This is a genomic window from Microbacterium sp. FG3 (assembly GCF_057809335.1).
On record NZ_JBMDJT010000015.1, the window covers coordinates 40,923 to 58,198 of the forward strand.

Here is a 17,276-nt window from a genome sequence, read left to right on the forward strand (position 1 = left end):
CGTGGCGGTCGGGGGGAACGCGATCCGCGGCACGCGCGTGGGCTCCGGCCCGATGGGCGAGCAGGACCACGGGCACCAGGCCGACCGGATCGCCGTCAGCTACTGGGACGCGCTGGGCAACGAGACCGTCCGCTACTTCGCGGCCGGGCTCCCCGAGGCCGAGATCCCCGAGATCATCGACCACCCGAACTCGGGTCTGCCCGCCGGGCGCGACAAGGACAACCCGCCGCAGGTGGCGAAGAACGAGCCCTACAAGACGCACCTCGCGTACGTGAAGGAGCGCCGCACCGACGCCGAGGCGGACGAACTGCTGGCCGAGGCGCTCCAGAAGCTCCGCGAGCGCCGCGGCGAGTAACAGAAGCGGGGTGAAACACCCCGGTTGCTGAACGAAGCGGCCGCAGGCCGCGAAGATGAAGCGACCACCGCAACTCTCACCAGCCAACGAGCGGGAGTTGCTGTGGTCGCTTCATCTGCGCTCGCTTCGCTCGCTCCGTTCAGCAACCGACGGGGTCGCCGAACCGAGCGGGCGCGTCTCAATAGTCAGGATCGATGAGGTCCTCAGGCACCTCGGCGGCGGCGTCCTGGTCGACGAAGATCGCCGTGCGCGCCGTGCCGTACGCACCGGCGGCCGGCACGCTGAGGTAGCTCGCTCCCGCCAGCACCAGGCCGAGCGCGGGGGCCTTGTCGGGGCCCGAGACGACCATCCACACGCGCACCGACGAGTTGATCACGGGCCGCGTGAAGGTGATGCGCTCCGGCGGGGGCTTCGGCGAGTCGCGCACCGGCAGCACCGAGCGGTCGGTCACGCGCACCTCGCCGCGGTCGGGGAACAGCGACGCGATGTGGCCGTCGGGGCCGACACCCAGGAAGCACACGTCGAACATGGGCCACGGGCGCTGCTCGTCGCCGAAGCGCGCGAGCTCGGCGGCGTACGCCTCGGCGGCCTCGTCGAGCCCCACGCCCTCGCCCGCGGCGGCGGCCTCGTGGATGTTCTCGCGCGGGATGTCGAGCACATCCAGCAGCGCGCGCCGCGCCTGCAGCGCGTTGCGCTCCTCGTCGTCGCGCGGCAGGAACCGCTCGTCGCTCCACCAGAAGTGCACGCGCGTCCAGTCGATCATGCCGGCGCCGGCGTGCGCGGCGACGCGCTCCAGCACGGCCGAGCCCATCGATCCGCCCGTCAGCGAGACGTGCACGACGCCCTGCGACTGCGTCAGCTGCACCATCTTGCCGACGAAGCGCGTGGCCACGCTGTCGGCGAGGGTCTGCTTGTCGGGCTCCACCACGACGCGGATGGCGCTGGGATCGGGGCTCATCGGGCCACCTCCTCGGACGAGAGCGGGGGAGCGAGGCGCTCCCAGCCTTCCGTGAGCACGCGGCCGTAGAGCACATCCGCGTCGAGGCGGCGCAGCTCCTCGGCCAGGCACTCCCGCAGCGAGCGGCGCGGCAGCAGCAGCTCGTGGTCGGGCTGGCCGGGCTGCGTGAGCAGCGCGACCGCCTCGTCCTTGCGCTCGAGCAGGATGTCGCCGCTCGCGCGCGTGAGCCGCACGGAGTGGATGCCGTGATCCCACTCGGCGGGATCCTCGTACGCCCACGTCACCGGCAGATCGAGCGCCATGCCGAGCCACGCCGCCAGCAGCGCCGTGGACGGCGACGTCGACGCGCCGCGCACCTCGACCGCAGTGACGGGCTCGTACGGCGGCTGATCCAGCACGGCCGCGAGCTGCTCGCGCCAGCGGGTCAGCCGCGTCCAGGCGAGATCGGTGTCGCCGGGGGTGTACGTGCGCTCGAGCGTCGTGAGGCGCTCGGTCGTGTACGGCGCCGTGGACGTGTCGGTGATGCGGCGCTGCGCGATCCGCCCCAGCGGATCGGTGCCGGGCGACGCGGGCGGCTCGTCGGGCCACCAGGCCACGACGGGCGCGTCGGGCAGCAGCAGGCCCGTGACGAGACCGTCGGTGTCGCGCGCGGTGTCGCCGGACGCGTGCAGGATGACCACCTCGCTCGCGCCGGCGTCGCCGCCCACGCGGATCTGGGCGTCGAGCCGCGTCGGTCCGTCGGGCGTGCGCACGAGCACGATGACGCGCATCGGGTGCTCGCGCGACGCGTCGTTGGCCGCGTCGATCGCCGCCTCGCGCGGTCGCGTGCGGCACTCGATCACGAGCGTCAGCACGCGGCCCAGGGCGACGGCGCCGCCCTCCTCGCGGACGGTGACCAGCCGCTTGGCGACCGTGCTCACCGTGGTGTCGGGCAGGTCGTAGATCACGGGCGCCTCCAGACCCGGCCATCGCGGGCCATCATCTCATCGGCCGAGGCCGGTCCCCACGAACCGGGCTGGTACTGCTCGAGCGGCTCGTCGAGGCTCGCCCAGTACTGCTCGACGGGATCGAGGATGCGCCACGAGAGCTCGACCTCCTCGTGCCGCGGGAACAGGGGCGGGTCGCCGAGCAGCACGTCGAGGATGAGGCGCTCGTACGCCTCGGGGCTCGCCTCGGTGAACGCGTGGCCGTAGCCGAAGTCCATCGTCACGTCGCGCACGTGCGTGCCCGTGCCCGGCACCTTCGATCCGAAGCGGATCGTCACGCCCTCGTCCGGCTGCACGCGGATGACGAGCGCGTTCTGGCCGAGCTCGGCCGCCTGCGCGCGCGCGAACAGGTGCTCGGGGGCGCGCTTGAACACGACGGCGATCTCGGTCACCCGGCGGCCCAGGCGCTTGCCCGTGCGCAGGTAGAACGGCACGTCGGCCCAGCGGCGGGTGCCGATCTCGAGCTTGATGGCCGCGTACGTCTCCGAGCGCGAGTCGGGGTTCATCCCCTCCTCGTCGAGGAAGCCGCGCACCTGCTCGCCGCCCTGCCATCCGCCCGCGTACTGGCCGCGCGCCGTGGCGAGCGAGAGGTCCTCCGGCAGCCGCACGGCCGCCAGCACCTTCTCCTTCTCGGCCCGCAGATGCTCGGCCGACAGGCTGATGGGCTCCTCCATCGCCGTGAGCGCGAGCAGCTGCAGCAGGTGGTTCTGGATGACGTCGCGCGCCGCGCCGACGCCGTCATAGTAGCCGGCACGGCCGCCCACGCCGATGTCCTCGGCCATCGTGATCTGCACGTGGTCGATGTGGTTGCGGTTCCAGATCGGCTCGAACAGCTCGTTGGCGAAGCGCAGGGCCAGGATGTTCTGGACCGTCTCCTTGCCGAGGTAGTGGTCGATCCGGAAGATCGAGTCGGCGGGGAACGCCGCCTCGAGCGCGTCGTTCAGCGCCCGCGCCGAGGCGAGGTCGTGCCCGAACGGCTTCTCGATGACGACCCGACGCCAGCGCGTGGGGTCGGGCTCGTCGTCGACCAGGCCCGAGCGCAGCAGCTGCTGCGCCACGGTGGGGAAGGCCCTCGGTGGGATCGACAGGTAGAACGCGTGGTTGCCCATGCTGCCGCGCTCGGCGTCGAGCCGATCGACGGTCTCGCGCAGGCGCTCGAACGCCTCGTCGTCGTCGAACTCGCCCTGCACGAAGCGGATGCCCGCGGCCAGCTGCTGCCACGTCTCCTCGCGGAACTCCGTGCGCGCGTGCTGCTTGACGGCGTCGTGCACGACCTCGGCGAAGTCCTCGTCGGCCCAGTCGCGGCGCGCGAAGCCCACGAGCGCGAAACCCGGGGGCAGCAGGCCGCGGTTGGCGAGGTCGTACACGGCGGGCATCAGCTTCTTGCGCGACAGGTCGCCTGTGACGCCGAAGATGACCAGCGCGCTGGGGCCCGCGATCCGGTTCAGACGGAGGTCATCGGGGTCGCGCAGCGGGTTGACGCCGCGCGAGATCTGCACGGTCATGCGCCTCCGGTCCTACTGGGCTGCTTCGTAGAGCGAGAGCACGTCGGCCTGCGGATCCACGAGGGTCAGCGTGACGACGGGCCGGCCGTGCTCGGCGAGCACCGCGGCGTCGCCGCTGGCCTGGGCCTCGATGAGCTGGCCGAATGTGAACGGCCGCCCGGGGATCTCGACGTCGGTCTCGGTGCGCTCCGTGATCTGCAGGAACACGCCCTGCGCGGGTCCGCCCTTGTGGTACTGGCCGGTCGAGTGCAGGAAGCGCGGTCCCCATCCGAAGGTGGTGGGGCGGCCCGAGTCGGCCGCGACCATCTCGCGCAGGCCCTGCAGCTGCGGCAGCTCCAGGCGGTTCACGTAGGCCTGGATCGCCACGTAGCCGTCCTCGGGCAGCGCGGCCCACAGCGCGTCGAGCACGCCCGCGATCGTGCCGGACGCGGCCAGGGCCGGGTCGGTCACGCGCACCTCGATGCCCTGCTCGGTGAAGGCCGGGGCGGCGGGCTCGGGTCGGGCGTCCAGCAGGCCGCGCGCGGCGACCTTGGCCGACTCGACGTCGGGCTGGTCGAACGGGTTGATGCCGAGCAGGCGGCCGGCGATCGCCGTGGCGTACTCCCACACGACGAACTGCGCGCCGAGGGTGCCGCTCACGAGGATCTCGTCGGGGAATCGGTGAGCCGACTCGCGCGCGTCGTCGACGATCCGCACGACCTGCAGGTCGGCGGGGCGCGACTCGAGCTCGGGGGAGACGGGCAGCAGCACGACGGGCAGGATGCCCGTGCCCTGCTTTCCGGTCGACTCGGCGACGAGCTGCTCGATCCAGTCCGGCAGGCCCACGATGTGCGTGCCGTCGGTGACGAGCGCCATCTTGTCGCGCCGCGGCTCGGTCGCCGCGATCGCGGCGCCCAGCACGAGCGCCGGGTTGTCGGGGGAGTCGATCGCCACCTGCAGCGAGATGGCCTCGGCCTCGTCGAGCAGCTCGGCGATGTCGGCGCCCGCGAGGCCTGACGGCACGAGGCCGAAGGCGGTGAGGGCGGAGTAGCGGCCGCCCACGGTGGGGTCGGCGTTGAAGACGCGGTAGCCGGCGGCGCGCGCCGACTCGTCCAGCGGCGATCCCGGATCGGTGACGACGACGATCCGCTCGGCGGGGTCGATGCCGAGGTCGCGGAACGCCGCCTCGAAGGCGCGGCGCTGCGAGTCGGTCTCGACCGTGGAGCCCGACTTCGACGACACCACGAGCGCCGTGCGCTCGAGGCCGCCGTCGAGGGCGGCGAGCACCTGGCCGGGGGCCGTCGAGTCGAGGATCGTCAGCTCGACGCCCGCGGTCTGGGCGATCACCTCGGGCGCGAGCGACGAGCCGCCCATGCCGGCCAGCACGATGCGGTCGACGCCCTTCGCGTTCAGCTCCTCGCGCAGGGCGAGGATCTCGGGGACGAGCGGGCGCGACACCGACACGGCGTTCACCCAGCCGAGCCGCTTGGCGGACTCGGACTCGGCCTCGGGGCCCCACAGGGTCGGGTCGCCGCCGGTGATGCCGGAGGCCACGAGATCCGCGACGAGCGTGGGGAGCGTGCGCTCCACCGCCGCCTCGGCGGCGCCGGAGACGTGGATCGAGAAGGTCACGCGGAGGCCCCCTTCAGGGCCGCGTCGACGGTGGCCTGCAGCTCCTGCCAGGAGGCGACGAACTTCTGCACGCCCTCGTCCTCGAGCACCTGGGTGACGTCGTCGAAGTCGATGCCCACCGAGGCGAGCGCGTCCATGACGGCGTGCGCGTCCGAGTAGGCGCCCGTGACGGTGTCGCCCGCGATCACGGCGTGGTCGAAGGTCGCCTCGAGCGTCTTCTCCGGCATGGTGTTGACGGTGCCGGGCGCCACGAGCTCCGTGACGTACAGGGTGTCGGGCAGCGCCGGGTCCTTCACGCCGGTGGAGGCCCACAGCGGGCGCTGCACGTTGGCGCCGGCCGCGACGAGGCTCGTCGCGCGCTCCTCGGCGAAGCGCTGCTCGTAGAGCTCGAACGCCAGGCGGGCGTTCGCCACGCCGGCCTTCGACTTGAGCGCGGCGGCGTCGGGCGACTCGAGCGCGGCGAGGCGCTTGTCGACCTCGGTGTCCACGCGCGAGACGAAGAACGAGGCCACCGACTGGATCGTCGAGAGATCGATGCCGGCGTCGCGGGCCTTCTCGAGGCCGGCGAGGTAGGCGTCGATGACCTCGCCGTAGCGCTCGAGCGAGAAGATCAGCGTCACGTTCACGCTGATGCCCGATCCGATCACCTCGGTGATGGCGGGCAGGCCCGCCTTCGTCGCGGGGATCTTGATGAGCGCGTTCGGGCGACCCACGCGGTCGGCGAGGTCGCGCGCCTGCGCGATGGTGCCCTCGGTGTCGTTCGCGAGCTCGGGGGAGACCTCGATCGACACGCGGCCGTCGACGCCGCCGGTCTCCTGGAAGACGGGGGCGAACACGTCGCACGCCGAGCGCACGTCGTCGGTGGTGATCGTGAAGATCGCCTCGTCCACGCTGGCGCCGGCGGCGGCCAGCTGCGTGACCTGCGCGTCGTAGGCCTCGCCGTTCGCGAGCGCGCCGGCGAAGATCGTCGGGTTCGTCGTGACGCCCGTCACGTTGCGCGTCTCGATCAGCTGCTGCAGGTTGCCGCTCTGGATGCGCTGGCGCGAGAGGTCGTCGAGCCAGATGCTGACGCCGGCGGCGGCGAGCTGTGCGGTGGGTGTGGTGCTCACTTCGACTCCTCGATGGACTCGCGTGCCGCCTGGGCGACGGCCTCGGCGGTGATGCCGAACTTCTCGTACAGGGTCTGGTAGTCGGCCGAGGCGCCATAGTGCTCGATCGAGACCGAGCGCCCGGCGGAGCCGACGATGGCGTGCCACGGCATCGCGATGCCGGCCTCGACCGACACGCGCGCCCTCACCGACGACGGCAGCACGCTCTCGCGGTACTCCTCGTCCTGCTCGGCGAACCACTCGAGGCACGGGGCCGATACGACGCGGGCGTTCACGCCTTCGGCGGCCAGCTGCTCGCGGGCGGCCACGGCCACCTGCACCTCGGATCCGGTGCCGATGAGGATGACGTCGGGCTCGCCGTCCGGCGCGTCGGCGAGCACGTACGCGCCCTTGGACACGAGCGAGGCGGGGGCGAACTCGGAGCGGTCGAACGTCGGCACGCCCTGGCGGGTGAGCGCGATGCCGGCGGGGCCGCCGCGGCGCTTCAGGATCTCGTACCAGGCGTACGACGTCTCGTTGGCGTCGGCGGGGCGCACGACGGCGAGGCCGGGGATCGCGCGCAGCGCCGCGAGGTGCTCGATCGGCTGGTGCGTGGGGCCGTCCTCGCCGAGCGCGATCGAGTCGTGCGTCCACACGTACACGCTGGGGATGCCCATGAGCGAGGCCAGTCGCACGGCCGGGCGCATGTAGTCGGCGAACTGCAGGAACGTGCCGCCGAATGCGCGGGTGGGTCCGTGCAGCACGATGCCGTTGACGATCGCGGCCATGGCGTGCTCGCGGATGCCGAAGTGCATCACGCGGCCGTAGGGGTTGCCCGACCACTCGTGCGTCGACCACTCCTCGGGGATGAACGATGCCGCACTCTTGATGGTGGTGAGGTTCGACTCGGCGAGGTCGGCCGATCCGCCCCACAGCTCGGGCATGACGTCGGCGATGGCGTTGATGACCTGGCCGGACGCGGCGCGGGTGGCCACGGCCTTGCCGGCCTCGAACACCGGCAGGGCGTCCTCGAGGCCGTCGGGCAGCTCGCCGGTCGCCAGCCGGTCCCACAGCGCCTTGCGCTCGGGGTTGGCCTCGGCCCACGCGTCGAAGCGCTCCTGCCACGCCTCGCGCTCGGCCCGGCCGCGCTCCTTCAGGGCGCGGGTGTGGGCGAGCACGTCCTCGGCGACGACGAAGTGCTGCTCGGGATCGAAGCCGAGCACCTCCTTCGTGGCGCGCAGCTCGTCGGCGCCGAGCGCCGAGCCGTGGATCTTGCCGGTGTTCTGCTTGCCGGGGGAGGGCCAGCCGATGATCGTCTTGAGCACGATGAGCGACGGCTTGGACGTCTCGGCCTTCGCCGCCTCGATCGCGCGGTGCAGCTCGTGGACATCCTCGGAGTACTCGCCGGTCTTCTTCCAGTCCACCGTCTGCACGTGCCAGCCGAGCGCCTCGTAGCGCGCCGCGACGTCCTCGGTGAAGGCGACGTCCGTGTCGTCCTCGATCGAGATCTGGTTCGCGTCGTAGAGCACGACGAGGTTGCCGAGCTGCTGGTGGCCCGCGAGCGAGGAGGCCTCGTTCGTCACGCCCTCCTGCATGTCGCCGTCCGAGGCGATCACGTACACGAAGTGGTCGAACGGGCTCTCGCCGGCCGGCGCCTCGGGGTCGAACAGGCCGCGCTCGTAGCGCGCCGCGTAGGCGAAGCCGACCGACGAGGCCAGGCCCTGCCCGAGCGGGCCGGTCGTGATCTCGACGCCGTCCGTGTGCCCGAGCTCCGGGTGCCCCGGGGTCTTCGAGCCCCACGTGCGCAGCGCCTTGAGGTCGTCGAGCTCGAGCCCGAAGCCGCCGAGGTACAGCTGCACGTACTGCGTCAGCGAGGAGTGGCCGGCCGACAGGATGAACCGGTCGCGCCCGGGCCAGCGCGTCTCGCTCGGATCGTGGCGCATCACCCGCTGGTAGAGCAGGTACGCGGCGGGGGCCAGGCTCATCGCGGTGCCGGGATGGCCGTTGCCGACCTTCTCCACCGCGTCCGCGGCCAGCACGCGCGCCGTGTCAACGGCCCGTCGATCGATCTCGTCCCAACGCAGTTCCGACACGGGACCGCCTTTCGTCTGGGTGGAGCGCCCGCGCATGATCCGGGGCCGTCGTGTACCCACGGCGGCGGCGCACGGGCGCGCGTTTCAAGGCCAGCATAGCGAGCGGGAGACCCCGCGGATCCGCCCTCGACCGGGCCGCGCTCGGAGGGTATGGTCCACGCCGGCGCGGGGCCGCCCGCCGCGCCTGCCGAAGGGGCCGTGGAGCGGGCTCACAGCATCCTCATGCCGTAGACTGAGGCGGTCTGTGCCGGTGTGAAGCGAGGGGACGAGGGGCGATGACCACGACCGTTCCCGATCCGCGCACCACCGACGGGGGCACCGCGCGCTCGAGCCTGGGGCGGAAGATCCGCGCGTACGTCGCGCTGACCAAGCCGCGCGTGCTGGAGCTGCTGCTCGTCTCGACGATCCCCGTGATGTTCCTCGCCGCCGACGGCGTGCCCAACCTGTGGCTCGTGCTCGCGACCGTCATCGGCGGGTCGGCGAGCGCCGGGTCGGCGGCGGCGTTCAACATGTACATCGACCGCGACATCGATGCGCACATGCGGCGCACGAAGAACCGGCCGATCGTCACGGGTGAGGTGACCCCGCGCGCCGCGCTGATCTTCGCGTGGACGCTCGCGATCGGGTCCACCGTGTGGTTCCTCGCGTTCACGAACCCGCTGACGGCCGCGCTGTCGGCGTTCGCGATCTTCTTCTACGTCGTCATCTACACGATGATCCTCAAGCGCCGCACCGAGCAGAACATCGTGTGGGGCGGGATCGCCGGCTGCTTCCCCGTGCTCATCGGGTGGGCGGCCGTGACGGGCTCGCTCGACTGGCCGCCGCTGGTGCTCTTCGCGCTCGTGTTCCTGTGGACGCCGGCGCACTACTGGCCGCTGTCGATCAAGTACGCGGCCGACTACGAGGAGACCGACGTGCCGATGCTCGGCGCCACGCGCTCGGGCACGCAGGTGGGCCTGCAGATCATCCTCTACGCGTGGGCGACGCTGGCCTGCTCGCTGCTGCTCATCCCCGTCGGTGGCATGGGGATCGTCTACACGGTGTCGGCGCTCGTGTTCGGCGGCTGGTTCGTGTACGAGTCGCACCGCCTCTACAACCTCACCGTGAAGGGCGAGAACGTGGGCCCGATGCGGGTGTTCCACGCCTCGATCACGTACCTCACGCTGGTTTTCATCGCCGTCGCCGTGGATCCGCTGCTGCCGTGGTGAGCGCGCAGAGCGGGCACGCCCCCGGGGCGGTGCCGCACCGCTGGCGCGCGTTCGTGGTGTGCGCGGCGGTCGCCGCCCTCACGATCCTCGACATGTCGAAGGTCAACGTGGCGCTGCCCGCGATCCGCGAGGTTCTGGGAGCCGGCTCCACCGAGCTGCAGCTCATCGTGTCGGGCTTCGTGCTGGCCTTCGGCCTGCTGCTCGTGCCGATGGGGCGCCTGGGCGACCAGCTGTCGCCGCGCCGCCTGTTCGTCATCGGGCTCGTGCTGTACGCGATCACGAGCGCCGCGTGCGCGCTCGCGCCGACGGCCGAGCTGCTCATCGCCGCGCGCATCGCGCAGGGCGTGGCCGCGGGCATCCAGATGCCGCAGGTGATGGGCGTGCTGCAGCGCGTGTTCACGGGGCGCGAGCGCGGCATGGCGTTCGGCCTGCTCGGCGCGACCATCGGCCTGGGCACCGCGCTCGGCCCCGTCATCGGCGGCGTGTTCGTCGAGCTGGGCGGCGGCGACGACGGCTGGCGCGGCATCTTCTGGATGAACGTGCCCCTGGGCCTTGCCGCCGTGGTCCTCGCGCTGTGGGCGCTGCCCGACCTCAAGCCGGAGCGCCGGGGCCGGATCTCGCTCGACCCCGTCGGCATCGTGCTGTTCGGCGTCGCCGTGATCGCGCTGATGCTGCCGTTCCTGTTCACGACGGGCGAGCCGACCGACGATCCGGCTCGCTGGTGGGCACTGGCGATCTTCGCGCCCGCCATCGTGGCGTTCGTGTGGTGGGAGCGGCGCTACGAGCGCGGCGGCGGCGCGCCCCTCGTGCCGCTCGGGCTGCTGCGCATCCCGTCCTACCGCAACGGCACGCTGCTGATGACGGCGTACTTCGCCGGCATGCCGTCGATGTTCATCATCACGACGCTCTACCTGCAGACGGGGCTCGGCGTCGGCGCGATGGCGGCGGGCCTGACGACGATCGGCTTCGCGCTCGCGAGCGCCGCGACCTCCGTGATCGGCGGCCGCCTCGTGGGCCGCCTCGGGCGCCCGCTCGTCGTGATCGGCCTCACGCTCGTGCTGCTCGGCGTGGGCGGGCTCGCGCTCGTGGCGGCGTTCGCGCCCGCGGCGGCCGTGCCGTGGCTCTCGGCGGCCGCGCTGCTGCTGGGCGGCATCGGCGGCGGCTTCGTGATCTCGCCGAACCAGACGCTCACCCTGGCCGAGGTGCCGCCCGTCCAGGGCGGGCTGGCGGGATCCGTCGGCCAGCTGGTGCAGCGCGTGGGCTCGGCGATCGGCATGGCCGTGGCGCTGTCGCTGTTCTATGCGACCGTGTTCGGCGAGACCGACAGCGAGCCCCGCGGCACGGTGTACCGCGACGCCTACATGCACGGCCTCATCATCGTCGCGGCCTGCATGGTCCTCGCCCTCGTCGTCGGGCTCGTCGACCTGCGCTCGCGCCGCATCGGCGCGCGGGAGGAGTCCGGGGCCCGCTGATCCGCGTGTAAATAATCCTTGACACCATGTCGGCAGCGCTTTACGTTGAGCGTGTCAGGAATTCTTTACATCACGGAGGTGGCCCCATGGCCTCGTCGACGGCACCGGAGGAGCGCAGCGCGTGGATCGGCCTCGCGCTCGCGCTCGTTGGCTATCCGGTCTATCTCGTGCTGCTGTTCGCCGGGCCGGAGGCGCCGCTCGTCGAGCGGCCGTTCGCGTGGCCGATGATCTGGACGATCGCCGGCTCGGTGGTGGCCGCGATCGTGCTGAACGCCGTGTTCCGCGTCTTCACCGACCCCGAGAGCCCGAAGCCGGACGAGCGCGACATCGCGATCGCCCGGCTGGGGGAGCGGGTGGGGTCGGCGCTCGTCGTCGCGGTTGCGCTCGGCGCGCTGGCGCTCGCGATGCTCGAGCAGCACGCGTTCTGGATCGCCAATGCGATCTTCCTCGGCTTCTTCCCGTCCGCCATCGTCGGCGGCGCCGCGCGCGTGATCTGCTACCGCGGGGAGTTCGATCCGCGATGGTGAAGCCCACGAAGGTGACCAACAGCATCCGCCGCCTGCGGTTCGAGGCCGGCGAGATGACGCAGGCCGAGCTGGCGCAGCGCGTCGGCGTGACCCGCCAGACCCTCATCGCGATCGAGCAGGGGCGCTACTCGCCCTCGCTCGAGGTCGCGTTCCTCATCGCCCGCGCCCTCGGCGCGCGGCTCGACGAGGTGTTCTCGTACCCCGAGCAGCAGTGACCGGCCGAAGGGAAGCGGCATGAGGGCGATGGTGCAGGGCGGCTACGGCGGTCCGGAGGTGCTGAGGCTCGCGGAGCGGGCCGAGCCCGCCGCGGGCGAGGGCGAGGTGGCGGTCGCGGTCGTCGCGACCGGGATCGAGGCGGGCACGGTGCACCTGCTGGAGGGCCGGCCCGCGCCGGTGCGCCTGGCGATGCCGCTGAAGGGCGAGCGGGTGCTCGGCATGGAGGTGGCCGGCCGCGTGCACGCCGTGGGCGCGGGCGTGACCGACCTGGCCGTGGGCGACGCGGTCTTCGGCAGCGCGCGCGTGGGCGACGGCGGCCTCGCCGAGTACGCGGTCGTGCGCCGCGACCGGCTCGCACGCAAGCCCGACAGCCTGACGTTCGCCGAGGCGGCGGCGCTCGTCGTCTCGGGCAGCACGGCGCTCTCGGCGCTGCGGTCGGCGCGCGTCGCGCCCGGCCACCGGGTGCTCGTGCTCGGCGCGGCGGGCGGCGTGGGGCACCTGGCCGTGCAGCTGGCGAAGGCCGCAGGGGCCGCGGTCGTCGGGGCGTGCAGCGCGGCGAAGACCGACCTCGTCGCGGCGGTCGGGGCGGACGAGGTGGTCGACTACACCGCGGAGGATCCGCTCGCGCGCGGTCCGTTCGACGCGATCATCGACACCGGCGGGCACCGGCCCCTGCGCGCGCTGCGCCGCGCCCTCGCGCCGCGCGGGGCGCTCGTGATCGTCGGCGCCGAGCCCGAGGGCGCGCCGATGGGCGGGCTCGGCCGCGCGATCCGCGCCGCGATGCTCGACCCGTTCACGCGGCAGCGCCTCGTCATGCTCACGTCGTCCGAGACGTCGGCGGGCCTCGAGACCCTCGCCGCCCACGCCGACGCGGGCGAGGTGCGGCCCGCGATCGACGCCGAGCTCCCGCTCGAGCGGGCCGCCGAGGCCGTCGCGCGGATCGGCCGTGGCAAGGGCCGCGGCAAGGTCGTCGTGCGCGTGCGGCCGGAGTGATCGCGGGCGCTCAGGCCTGCGGCGGCTCGCCCCACCACAGGGCCGTGTCGCCGTAGGCACGATCGCGCAGTGGCGCGAGCCCGGCGGCGGCCCAATCGGGCGGCGCGGATCGGGAGGCGCGCTCGACGATGACGATCGCGTCGGGCGCGAGCAGGGGAGCGAGCAGGCGCAGATCCTCCGCCACCGTCTCGTCCGCGAGGTCGTAGGGCGGGTCGAGGAAGGCGAGGTCGTAGGTGCGGCGCGCGCCGCGCAGGAACGCCTGCACGGCCGACTGATGCACCGCGGCCTCGCGGCCGGCGGCCTTCGCGACGCGGGCCGCGTTGGCGCGCACGACCTGCGCCGCGCGCGGTGCCCGCTCGACGAGGTCGACGGCGGCGGCGCCCCGGCTGAGCGCCTCGAGACCGAGTGCCCCCGATCCCGCGTACAGGTCGACGACCGACGTGCCCTCGAGCAGGCCCGTCGTCTCGAGCGCGCCGAAGAGCGATTCCCGCACCCGGTCGCTCGTGGGCCGCGTGCCCGCGTCGGGCACGTCCAGCCGCACGCCCCCGGCCGCCCCGGCGATGATCCTCGTCACCCGATCACGATAGTTGACGCGCCGCGGAGCCTCGCCTCGGGCGAGGGGCCGCTGTCGGGGACCCGTCTTAGACTCGGCGCATGCCCTTCACGCTCGACACGCCGCTCGCGGGCGCCCTGCCGGCGAAGGAAGCGGGCGGGCTGAAGAAGGCGTTCGGCATGGAGAACGTCGGCGACCTCGTGGCGCACTACCCGCGCCGCTACGCGCTGCGTGGCGAGCTGACGCCCATCAGCGGGCTTGTCGAGGGCGAGACCGTCACGATCGTCGCCGAGGTCGTCGCCGTGAACAAGCGGCCCATGCGCAACCGCCGCGGCAGCATCCTCGAGGTCGTCATCAGCGACGGCCGCGGGCAGGCGAGCCTGACGTTCTTCAACCAGCCCTGGCGCGAGAACCAGCTCGCCGTCGGCAGCCGCGGCGTCTTCTCGGGCAAGGTCGGCTGGTACCAGGGGCGGCTGCAGTTCTCGCACCCCAACTTCCAGCTGTTCGAGGAGGGCGACGACGCCCTCCGGGCCGAGGAGTGGGCCAAGCAGCCCGTGCCGCTGTACCCGGCCACCGCCGCCATGCCGAGCTGGGACATCCAGAAGGCGATGGCGATCGTCCTGGACGGGCTCGGCGAGATCCCCGATCCGATCCCCGACGAGCTGCGCTTCCGCGAGTCGCTGCTCACGGCGCGCGAGGCGCTGGAGTTCGTGCACCGCCCCGCCACCGAGGAGCAGGCGCACGTGGCGCGGCACACGCTGCGCATGCACGAGGCGCTCGTGCTGCAGACGGCGCTGGCCCAGCAGCGGCAGTTCGTGCGGATGATGTCGGCCACGCGCCGCCCGGCGACCCCCGGCGGCCTGCTCGAGCGCTTCGACGCGGCCCTGCCGTTCGAGCGGACGCCCGATCAGGTCTCGGTGGGGCAGAGCATCGCGGCCGATCTCGTGGCGGACTGGCCGATGAACCGGCTCGTGCAGGGCGAGGTCGGCTCGGGCAAGACGCTCGTCGCGCTGCGGGCCATGCTGCAGGTGGCCGAATCGGGCGGTCAGTCGGCGCTCATCGCGCCCACCGAGGTGCTCGCGGCGCAGCACCTGCGCTCCATCACGCGCATGCTCGGTCCCGAGCTCGCGCCGCACCTCATGCCCACGCTGCTGACGGGCCAGATGGGCGCGGCCGAGCGCCGCAAGGCCGCCTTGCGGGTCGCGTCGGGGCAGGCGCTCATCGTCGTCGGCACGCACGCCCTGCTGAGCGAGAAGACGACCTTCGCCGACCTGGGCCTCGTCGTGGTGGACGAGCAGCACCGCTTCGGCGTGGAGCAGCGCGAGACGCTGCGGGCGAAGGGCACGACGCCGCACGCCCTCGTGCTCACCGCCACGCCGATCCCGCGCACCGTGGCGATGACGGTGTTCGGCGATCTCGACGTGTCGACGATCCGGACCATGCCGGCCGGGCGCGCGGGCATCGAGACCTTCGTCGCGCCCGTCGGCGAGAAGCCGGCGTGGTTCGGGCGCGTGTGGGAGCGGGCGGCCGAGGACGTCGACAAGGGCCACCAGGTGTTCGTCGTGTGCCCCGCCATCGACCTCGAGGCGAAGGGCGCCGCCGCCGTCGAGGACGATCCGGACGCGCTCGCGCCGCCCGTGGAGGGCGAGCGGACCGGGCCGCGCTGGGGCGTCGTGCAGCTGGCGGAGCTGCTCGCGACGCACCCGCGCGTGGGGCGCCTGCGCATCGCGACGCTGCACGGCAAGATGCCCGGCGAGGAGAAGGATCGCATCATGCAGTCCTTCGCCGCGGGCGACATCGACGTGCTCGTGGCCACCACCGTGATCGAGGTGGGGGTGGACGTGCCGAACGCGTCGACCATGATCATCCTCGACGCCGACCGCTTCGGCGTCTCGCAGCTGCACCAGCTGCGCGGTCGCGTGGGCCGCGGGGGAGTGCCGGGCCTGTGCCTGCTCGTCACCGAGGCCCCGCCCGAGACGCCCGCCCGCGCCCGGGTCGAGGCGGTCGCCGCTACGCTCGACGGCTTCGAGCTGGCCGAGGTCGACCTCGAGCTGCGCGGCGAGGGCGACGTGCTCGGCGACGCGCAGTCCGGCGTCCGCTCGTCGCTGCGGCTGCTGCGCGTGATCAAGGACGCCGGGCTCATCGCGCGGGCGCGCGGGGCCGCCGAGGCGATCCTCGAGGCGGACCCGCTGCTGGATGCCCACCCGGGGCTCGCCGACGCGCTGCGCCGTCGGGTGACGCAGCAGGAGCGCGCGGCCCTGTCCAAGGCGTGACGCCTGCCGGTGCCTCGTCGCCGGGAAGCCCGGCGCGTGCCAGTAGGCTGAGGATCATGAGCAGCCGGATCGCCGTCGTGCCCGGATCGTTCGATCCGCCGACCCTCGGACATCTCGACGTGATCCGCCGGGCGGCGCACCTCTACGACCAGCTGCACGTGCTCGTGGTGCACAACCCCGACAAGGAGGCGATGCTGCCGATCGCGCAGCGCCTTGCCCTGCTGGAGGAGTCGATCCAGGACGCGGGCATCGCCGGCGACATCGTGATCGGCTCGTGGAGCGTGGGCCTGCTCGTCGACTACGCGCAGGAGGTGGGTGCGGGCGTGCTCGTGAAGGGCATCCGCACGCAGGCCGATGTCATCTACGAGACGCCGATGGCGGTCGTGAACAACCACCTCGCCGCCGTCGAGACGGTCTTCCTGCTCGCCGATCCGGCCAACTCGGTCGTCTCCAGCTCGCTCGTGCGGCAGGTGGCCGGCCTCGGCGGCGACGTGTCGCCGTATGTGCCCGGCCCGGTGGCCCGCTACCTCGCGCAGGCGACGTCGAGCGAGTTCTGACCGGCCCTGGGTCCGCCCGTCGCCGGTAGGATGGATGGGTGAAGACGCGACTGTCCGGACCCTTCGTGCTGCCCGCGCGCGACATCGTCCGCAAGCCCGGCGAGATGCGGGAGCATCACCTCGTCGTGCCCGCGCCCGCGCGCTGGGGTGAGGGGATCGTCACGGTGGAGAAGGGGCGCGAGCTCGATCTCGACGTGCGTCTCGAGTCGGTGCACGAGGGGGTCCTCGTCACGGGCGAGGTCGAGACCGTCTATGAGGGCGTGTGCGGGCGCTGCCTGCGCGACCTCGCGGAGCGCGTCGAAGTCGAATTCCAGGAGCTTTTCGAGTACCCTGGTCAGGAAGCGGCTGACTTCGAAGTTCAAGACGACCACGTGGATCTTGAAAATCTGGTCAGAGACGCCATTGTCCTCGCGCTTCCATTCCAGCCGGTGTGCCAGCCGGATTGCCCCGGGCTCGACCCGATCACGGGTGAGCGTCTGGCGGAGAGCTCCGGTGCAGCGCAGCAGGAACCGGTCGATCCCCGGTGGGCTGCGCTCCAGGAATTCACCGACCCGAATGGTTCGGCGCGTTAAGGCGCCGCCCCGAGCACAGAAGAGAGTCAGTCATGGCAGGTAACCCCCCGAAGCGGAAGGTCTCCCGTTCCAACACGCGCTCGCGTCGCGCGCAGTGGAAGGCCGAGGCGACCCCCCTCGTCAAGACCGTCGAGAACGGCAAGGTCGTCTACAGCCGTCCCCACCAGGCCAAGGTCGTGACGGACTCGCAGGGCACCGAGCTGTTCCTGGAGTACAAGGGCCGCAAGGTCGCCGACGTCTGATCCCCGTCACGTGACGGAGATCCAGACTCACAGGTCTCTGATCGAGAAGCTCGGCGTCGACATCGAC

17 protein-coding genes are annotated in these 17,276 nt (G+C 72.5%); 10 read left to right on the forward strand and 7 right to left on the reverse strand.

The window, feature by feature from the left end; genetic code table 11:
- Window position 1: 1 nt before the first annotated feature.
- The gene (locus ACODR5_RS07065) at window positions 2–355 is read left to right on the forward strand and encodes an RNA polymerase-binding protein RbpA (RefSeq protein WP_460815248.1); all 354 of its coding nucleotides are present in this window, start codon (window positions 2–4) and stop codon (window positions 353–355) included.
- Window positions 356–533: 178 nt separating this feature from the next.
- On the opposite strand, the gene pgl is transcribed toward ACODR5_RS07065, so the two are convergent.
- The 6 genes from pgl to tkt are packed head-to-tail and all read right to left on the reverse strand — an operon-like array spanning window position 534 to window position 8,596.
- Complete coding sequence (pgl, locus tag ACODR5_RS07070) at window positions 534–1,313, reverse strand: 6-phosphogluconolactonase (protein ID WP_488983163.1); 780 nt, start codon at window positions 1,311–1,313, stop codon at window positions 534–536.
- Window positions 1,310–2,260 carry a glucose-6-phosphate dehydrogenase assembly protein OpcA gene (locus ACODR5_RS07075; protein ID WP_488983164.1) on the reverse strand — a complete coding sequence of 317 codons (951 nt, stop codon included), beginning with the start codon at window positions 2,258–2,260 and terminating at the stop codon, window positions 1,310–1,312. The genes pgl and ACODR5_RS07075 overlap by 4 nt, the downstream gene beginning before the upstream one ends.
- Window positions 2,257–3,804, reverse strand: coding sequence for a glucose-6-phosphate dehydrogenase (gene zwf, locus ACODR5_RS07080; protein WP_460815254.1), 1,548 nt, complete (start codon window positions 3,802–3,804; stop codon window positions 2,257–2,259). The genes ACODR5_RS07075 and zwf overlap by 4 nt, the downstream gene beginning before the upstream one ends.
- Before the next feature lie 12 nt (window positions 3,805–3,816).
- Window positions 3,817–5,415, reverse strand: coding sequence for a glucose-6-phosphate isomerase (locus ACODR5_RS07085; protein ID WP_488983165.1), 1,599 nt, complete (start codon window positions 5,413–5,415; stop codon window positions 3,817–3,819).
- Window positions 5,412–6,524 carry a transaldolase gene (gene tal, locus ACODR5_RS07090; protein ID WP_460815256.1) on the reverse strand — a complete coding sequence of 371 codons (1,113 nt, stop codon included), beginning with the start codon at window positions 6,522–6,524 and terminating at the stop codon, window positions 5,412–5,414. The genes ACODR5_RS07085 and tal overlap by 4 nt, the downstream gene beginning before the upstream one ends.
- Window positions 6,521–8,596 (reverse strand): transketolase, encoded by a 2,076-nt coding sequence (gene tkt / locus ACODR5_RS07095; protein WP_488983166.1) that lies wholly within the window; start codon window positions 8,594–8,596, stop codon window positions 6,521–6,523. Before tkt ends, tal begins: the two co-directional genes overlap by 4 nt.
- Before the next feature lie 275 nt (window positions 8,597–8,871).
- On the opposite strand from tkt, the gene ACODR5_RS07100 reads away from it, so the two are divergent.
- The 5 genes from ACODR5_RS07100 to ACODR5_RS07120 all read left to right on the forward strand — a co-directional run bounded on the left by ACODR5_RS07100 (window position 8,872) and on the right by ACODR5_RS07120 (window position 13,012).
- Window positions 8,872–9,804: a heme o synthase gene (locus ACODR5_RS07100; RefSeq protein ID WP_460815258.1), complete on the forward strand. Its 933-nt coding sequence runs from the start codon at window positions 8,872–8,874 to the stop codon at window positions 9,802–9,804.
- A complete protein-coding gene (locus ACODR5_RS07105; protein WP_449854302.1) occupies window positions 9,801–11,276 on the forward strand; it encodes an MFS transporter in 1,476 nt (491 codons plus the stop codon). The genes ACODR5_RS07100 and ACODR5_RS07105 overlap by 4 nt, the downstream gene beginning before the upstream one ends.
- Window positions 11,277–11,362: 86 nt before the next feature.
- Window positions 11,363–11,803 carry a hypothetical protein gene (locus ACODR5_RS07110; RefSeq protein WP_460815260.1) on the forward strand — a complete coding sequence of 147 codons (441 nt, stop codon included), beginning with the start codon at window positions 11,363–11,365 and terminating at the stop codon, window positions 11,801–11,803.
- The gene (locus ACODR5_RS07115) at window positions 11,797–12,018 is read left to right on the forward strand and encodes a helix-turn-helix transcriptional regulator (RefSeq protein WP_449854300.1); all 222 of its coding nucleotides are present in this window, start codon (window positions 11,797–11,799) and stop codon (window positions 12,016–12,018) included. The genes ACODR5_RS07110 and ACODR5_RS07115 overlap by 7 nt, the downstream gene beginning before the upstream one ends.
- Before the next feature lie 19 nt (window positions 12,019–12,037).
- Window positions 12,038–13,012, forward strand: a complete 975-nt coding sequence (locus tag ACODR5_RS07120; protein ID WP_460815262.1) for an NAD(P)-dependent alcohol dehydrogenase — start codon at window positions 12,038–12,040, stop codon at window positions 13,010–13,012.
- Between the two features lie 10 nt (window positions 13,013–13,022).
- Here ACODR5_RS07120 and rsmD read toward each other — a convergent pair whose 3' ends face one another.
- Window positions 13,023–13,586 (reverse strand): 16S rRNA (guanine(966)-N(2))-methyltransferase RsmD, encoded by a 564-nt coding sequence (gene rsmD, locus ACODR5_RS07125; RefSeq protein ID WP_488983167.1) that lies wholly within the window; start codon window positions 13,584–13,586, stop codon window positions 13,023–13,025.
- Between the two features lie 80 nt (window positions 13,587–13,666).
- On the opposite strand from rsmD, the gene ACODR5_RS07130 reads away from it, so the two are divergent.
- From ACODR5_RS07130 to rpmF, 4 genes are read left to right on the forward strand one after another with little or no spacing between them, the layout of a single operon-like run.
- Window positions 13,667–15,838 carry an ATP-dependent DNA helicase RecG gene (locus ACODR5_RS07130; protein WP_488983168.1) on the forward strand — a complete coding sequence of 724 codons (2,172 nt, stop codon included), beginning with the start codon at window positions 13,667–13,669 and terminating at the stop codon, window positions 15,836–15,838.
- A 56-nt stretch (window positions 15,839–15,894) separates the two neighbouring features.
- Window positions 15,895–16,395: a pantetheine-phosphate adenylyltransferase gene (gene coaD, locus ACODR5_RS07135; RefSeq protein ID WP_449854296.1), complete on the forward strand. Its 501-nt coding sequence runs from the start codon at window positions 15,895–15,897 to the stop codon at window positions 16,393–16,395.
- A 50-nt stretch (window positions 16,396–16,445) separates the two neighbouring features.
- Window positions 16,446–16,967 (forward strand): YceD family protein, encoded by a 522-nt coding sequence (locus tag ACODR5_RS07140; RefSeq protein ID WP_449854329.1) that lies wholly within the window; start codon window positions 16,446–16,448, stop codon window positions 16,965–16,967.
- A gap of 32 nt (window positions 16,968–16,999) precedes the next feature.
- Complete coding sequence (gene rpmF / locus ACODR5_RS07145; protein ID WP_248149085.1) at window positions 17,000–17,209, forward strand: 50S ribosomal protein L32; 210 nt, start codon at window positions 17,000–17,002, stop codon at window positions 17,207–17,209.
- The last annotated feature ends 67 nt before the right edge of the window (window positions 17,210–17,276 follow it).

Coding starts and splice junctions, on each gene's coding strand:
- pgl (WP_488983163.1), bottom strand. CDS start 1,313: ATGAGCCCCGATCCCAGCGCCATCCGCGTCGTGGTGGAGCCCGACAAG.
- ACODR5_RS07110 (WP_460815260.1), top strand. CDS start 11,363: ATGGCCTCGTCGACGGCACCGGAGGAGCGCAGCGCGTGGATCGGCCTC.
- ACODR5_RS07100 (WP_460815258.1), top strand. CDS start 8,872: ATGACCACGACCGTTCCCGATCCGCGCACCACCGACGGGGGCACCGCG.
- ACODR5_RS07130 (WP_488983168.1), top strand. CDS start 13,667: ATGCCCTTCACGCTCGACACGCCGCTCGCGGGCGCCCTGCCGGCGAAG.
- ACODR5_RS07115 (WP_449854300.1), top strand. CDS start 11,797: ATGGTGAAGCCCACGAAGGTGACCAACAGCATCCGCCGCCTGCGGTTC.
- coaD (WP_449854296.1), top strand. CDS start 15,895: ATGAGCAGCCGGATCGCCGTCGTGCCCGGATCGTTCGATCCGCCGACC.
- zwf (WP_460815254.1), bottom strand. CDS start 3,804: ATGACCGTGCAGATCTCGCGCGGCGTCAACCCGCTGCGCGACCCCGAT.
- rpmF (WP_248149085.1), top strand. CDS start 17,000: ATGGCAGGTAACCCCCCGAAGCGGAAGGTCTCCCGTTCCAACACGCGC.
- ACODR5_RS07120 (WP_460815262.1), top strand. CDS start 12,038: ATGAGGGCGATGGTGCAGGGCGGCTACGGCGGTCCGGAGGTGCTGAGG.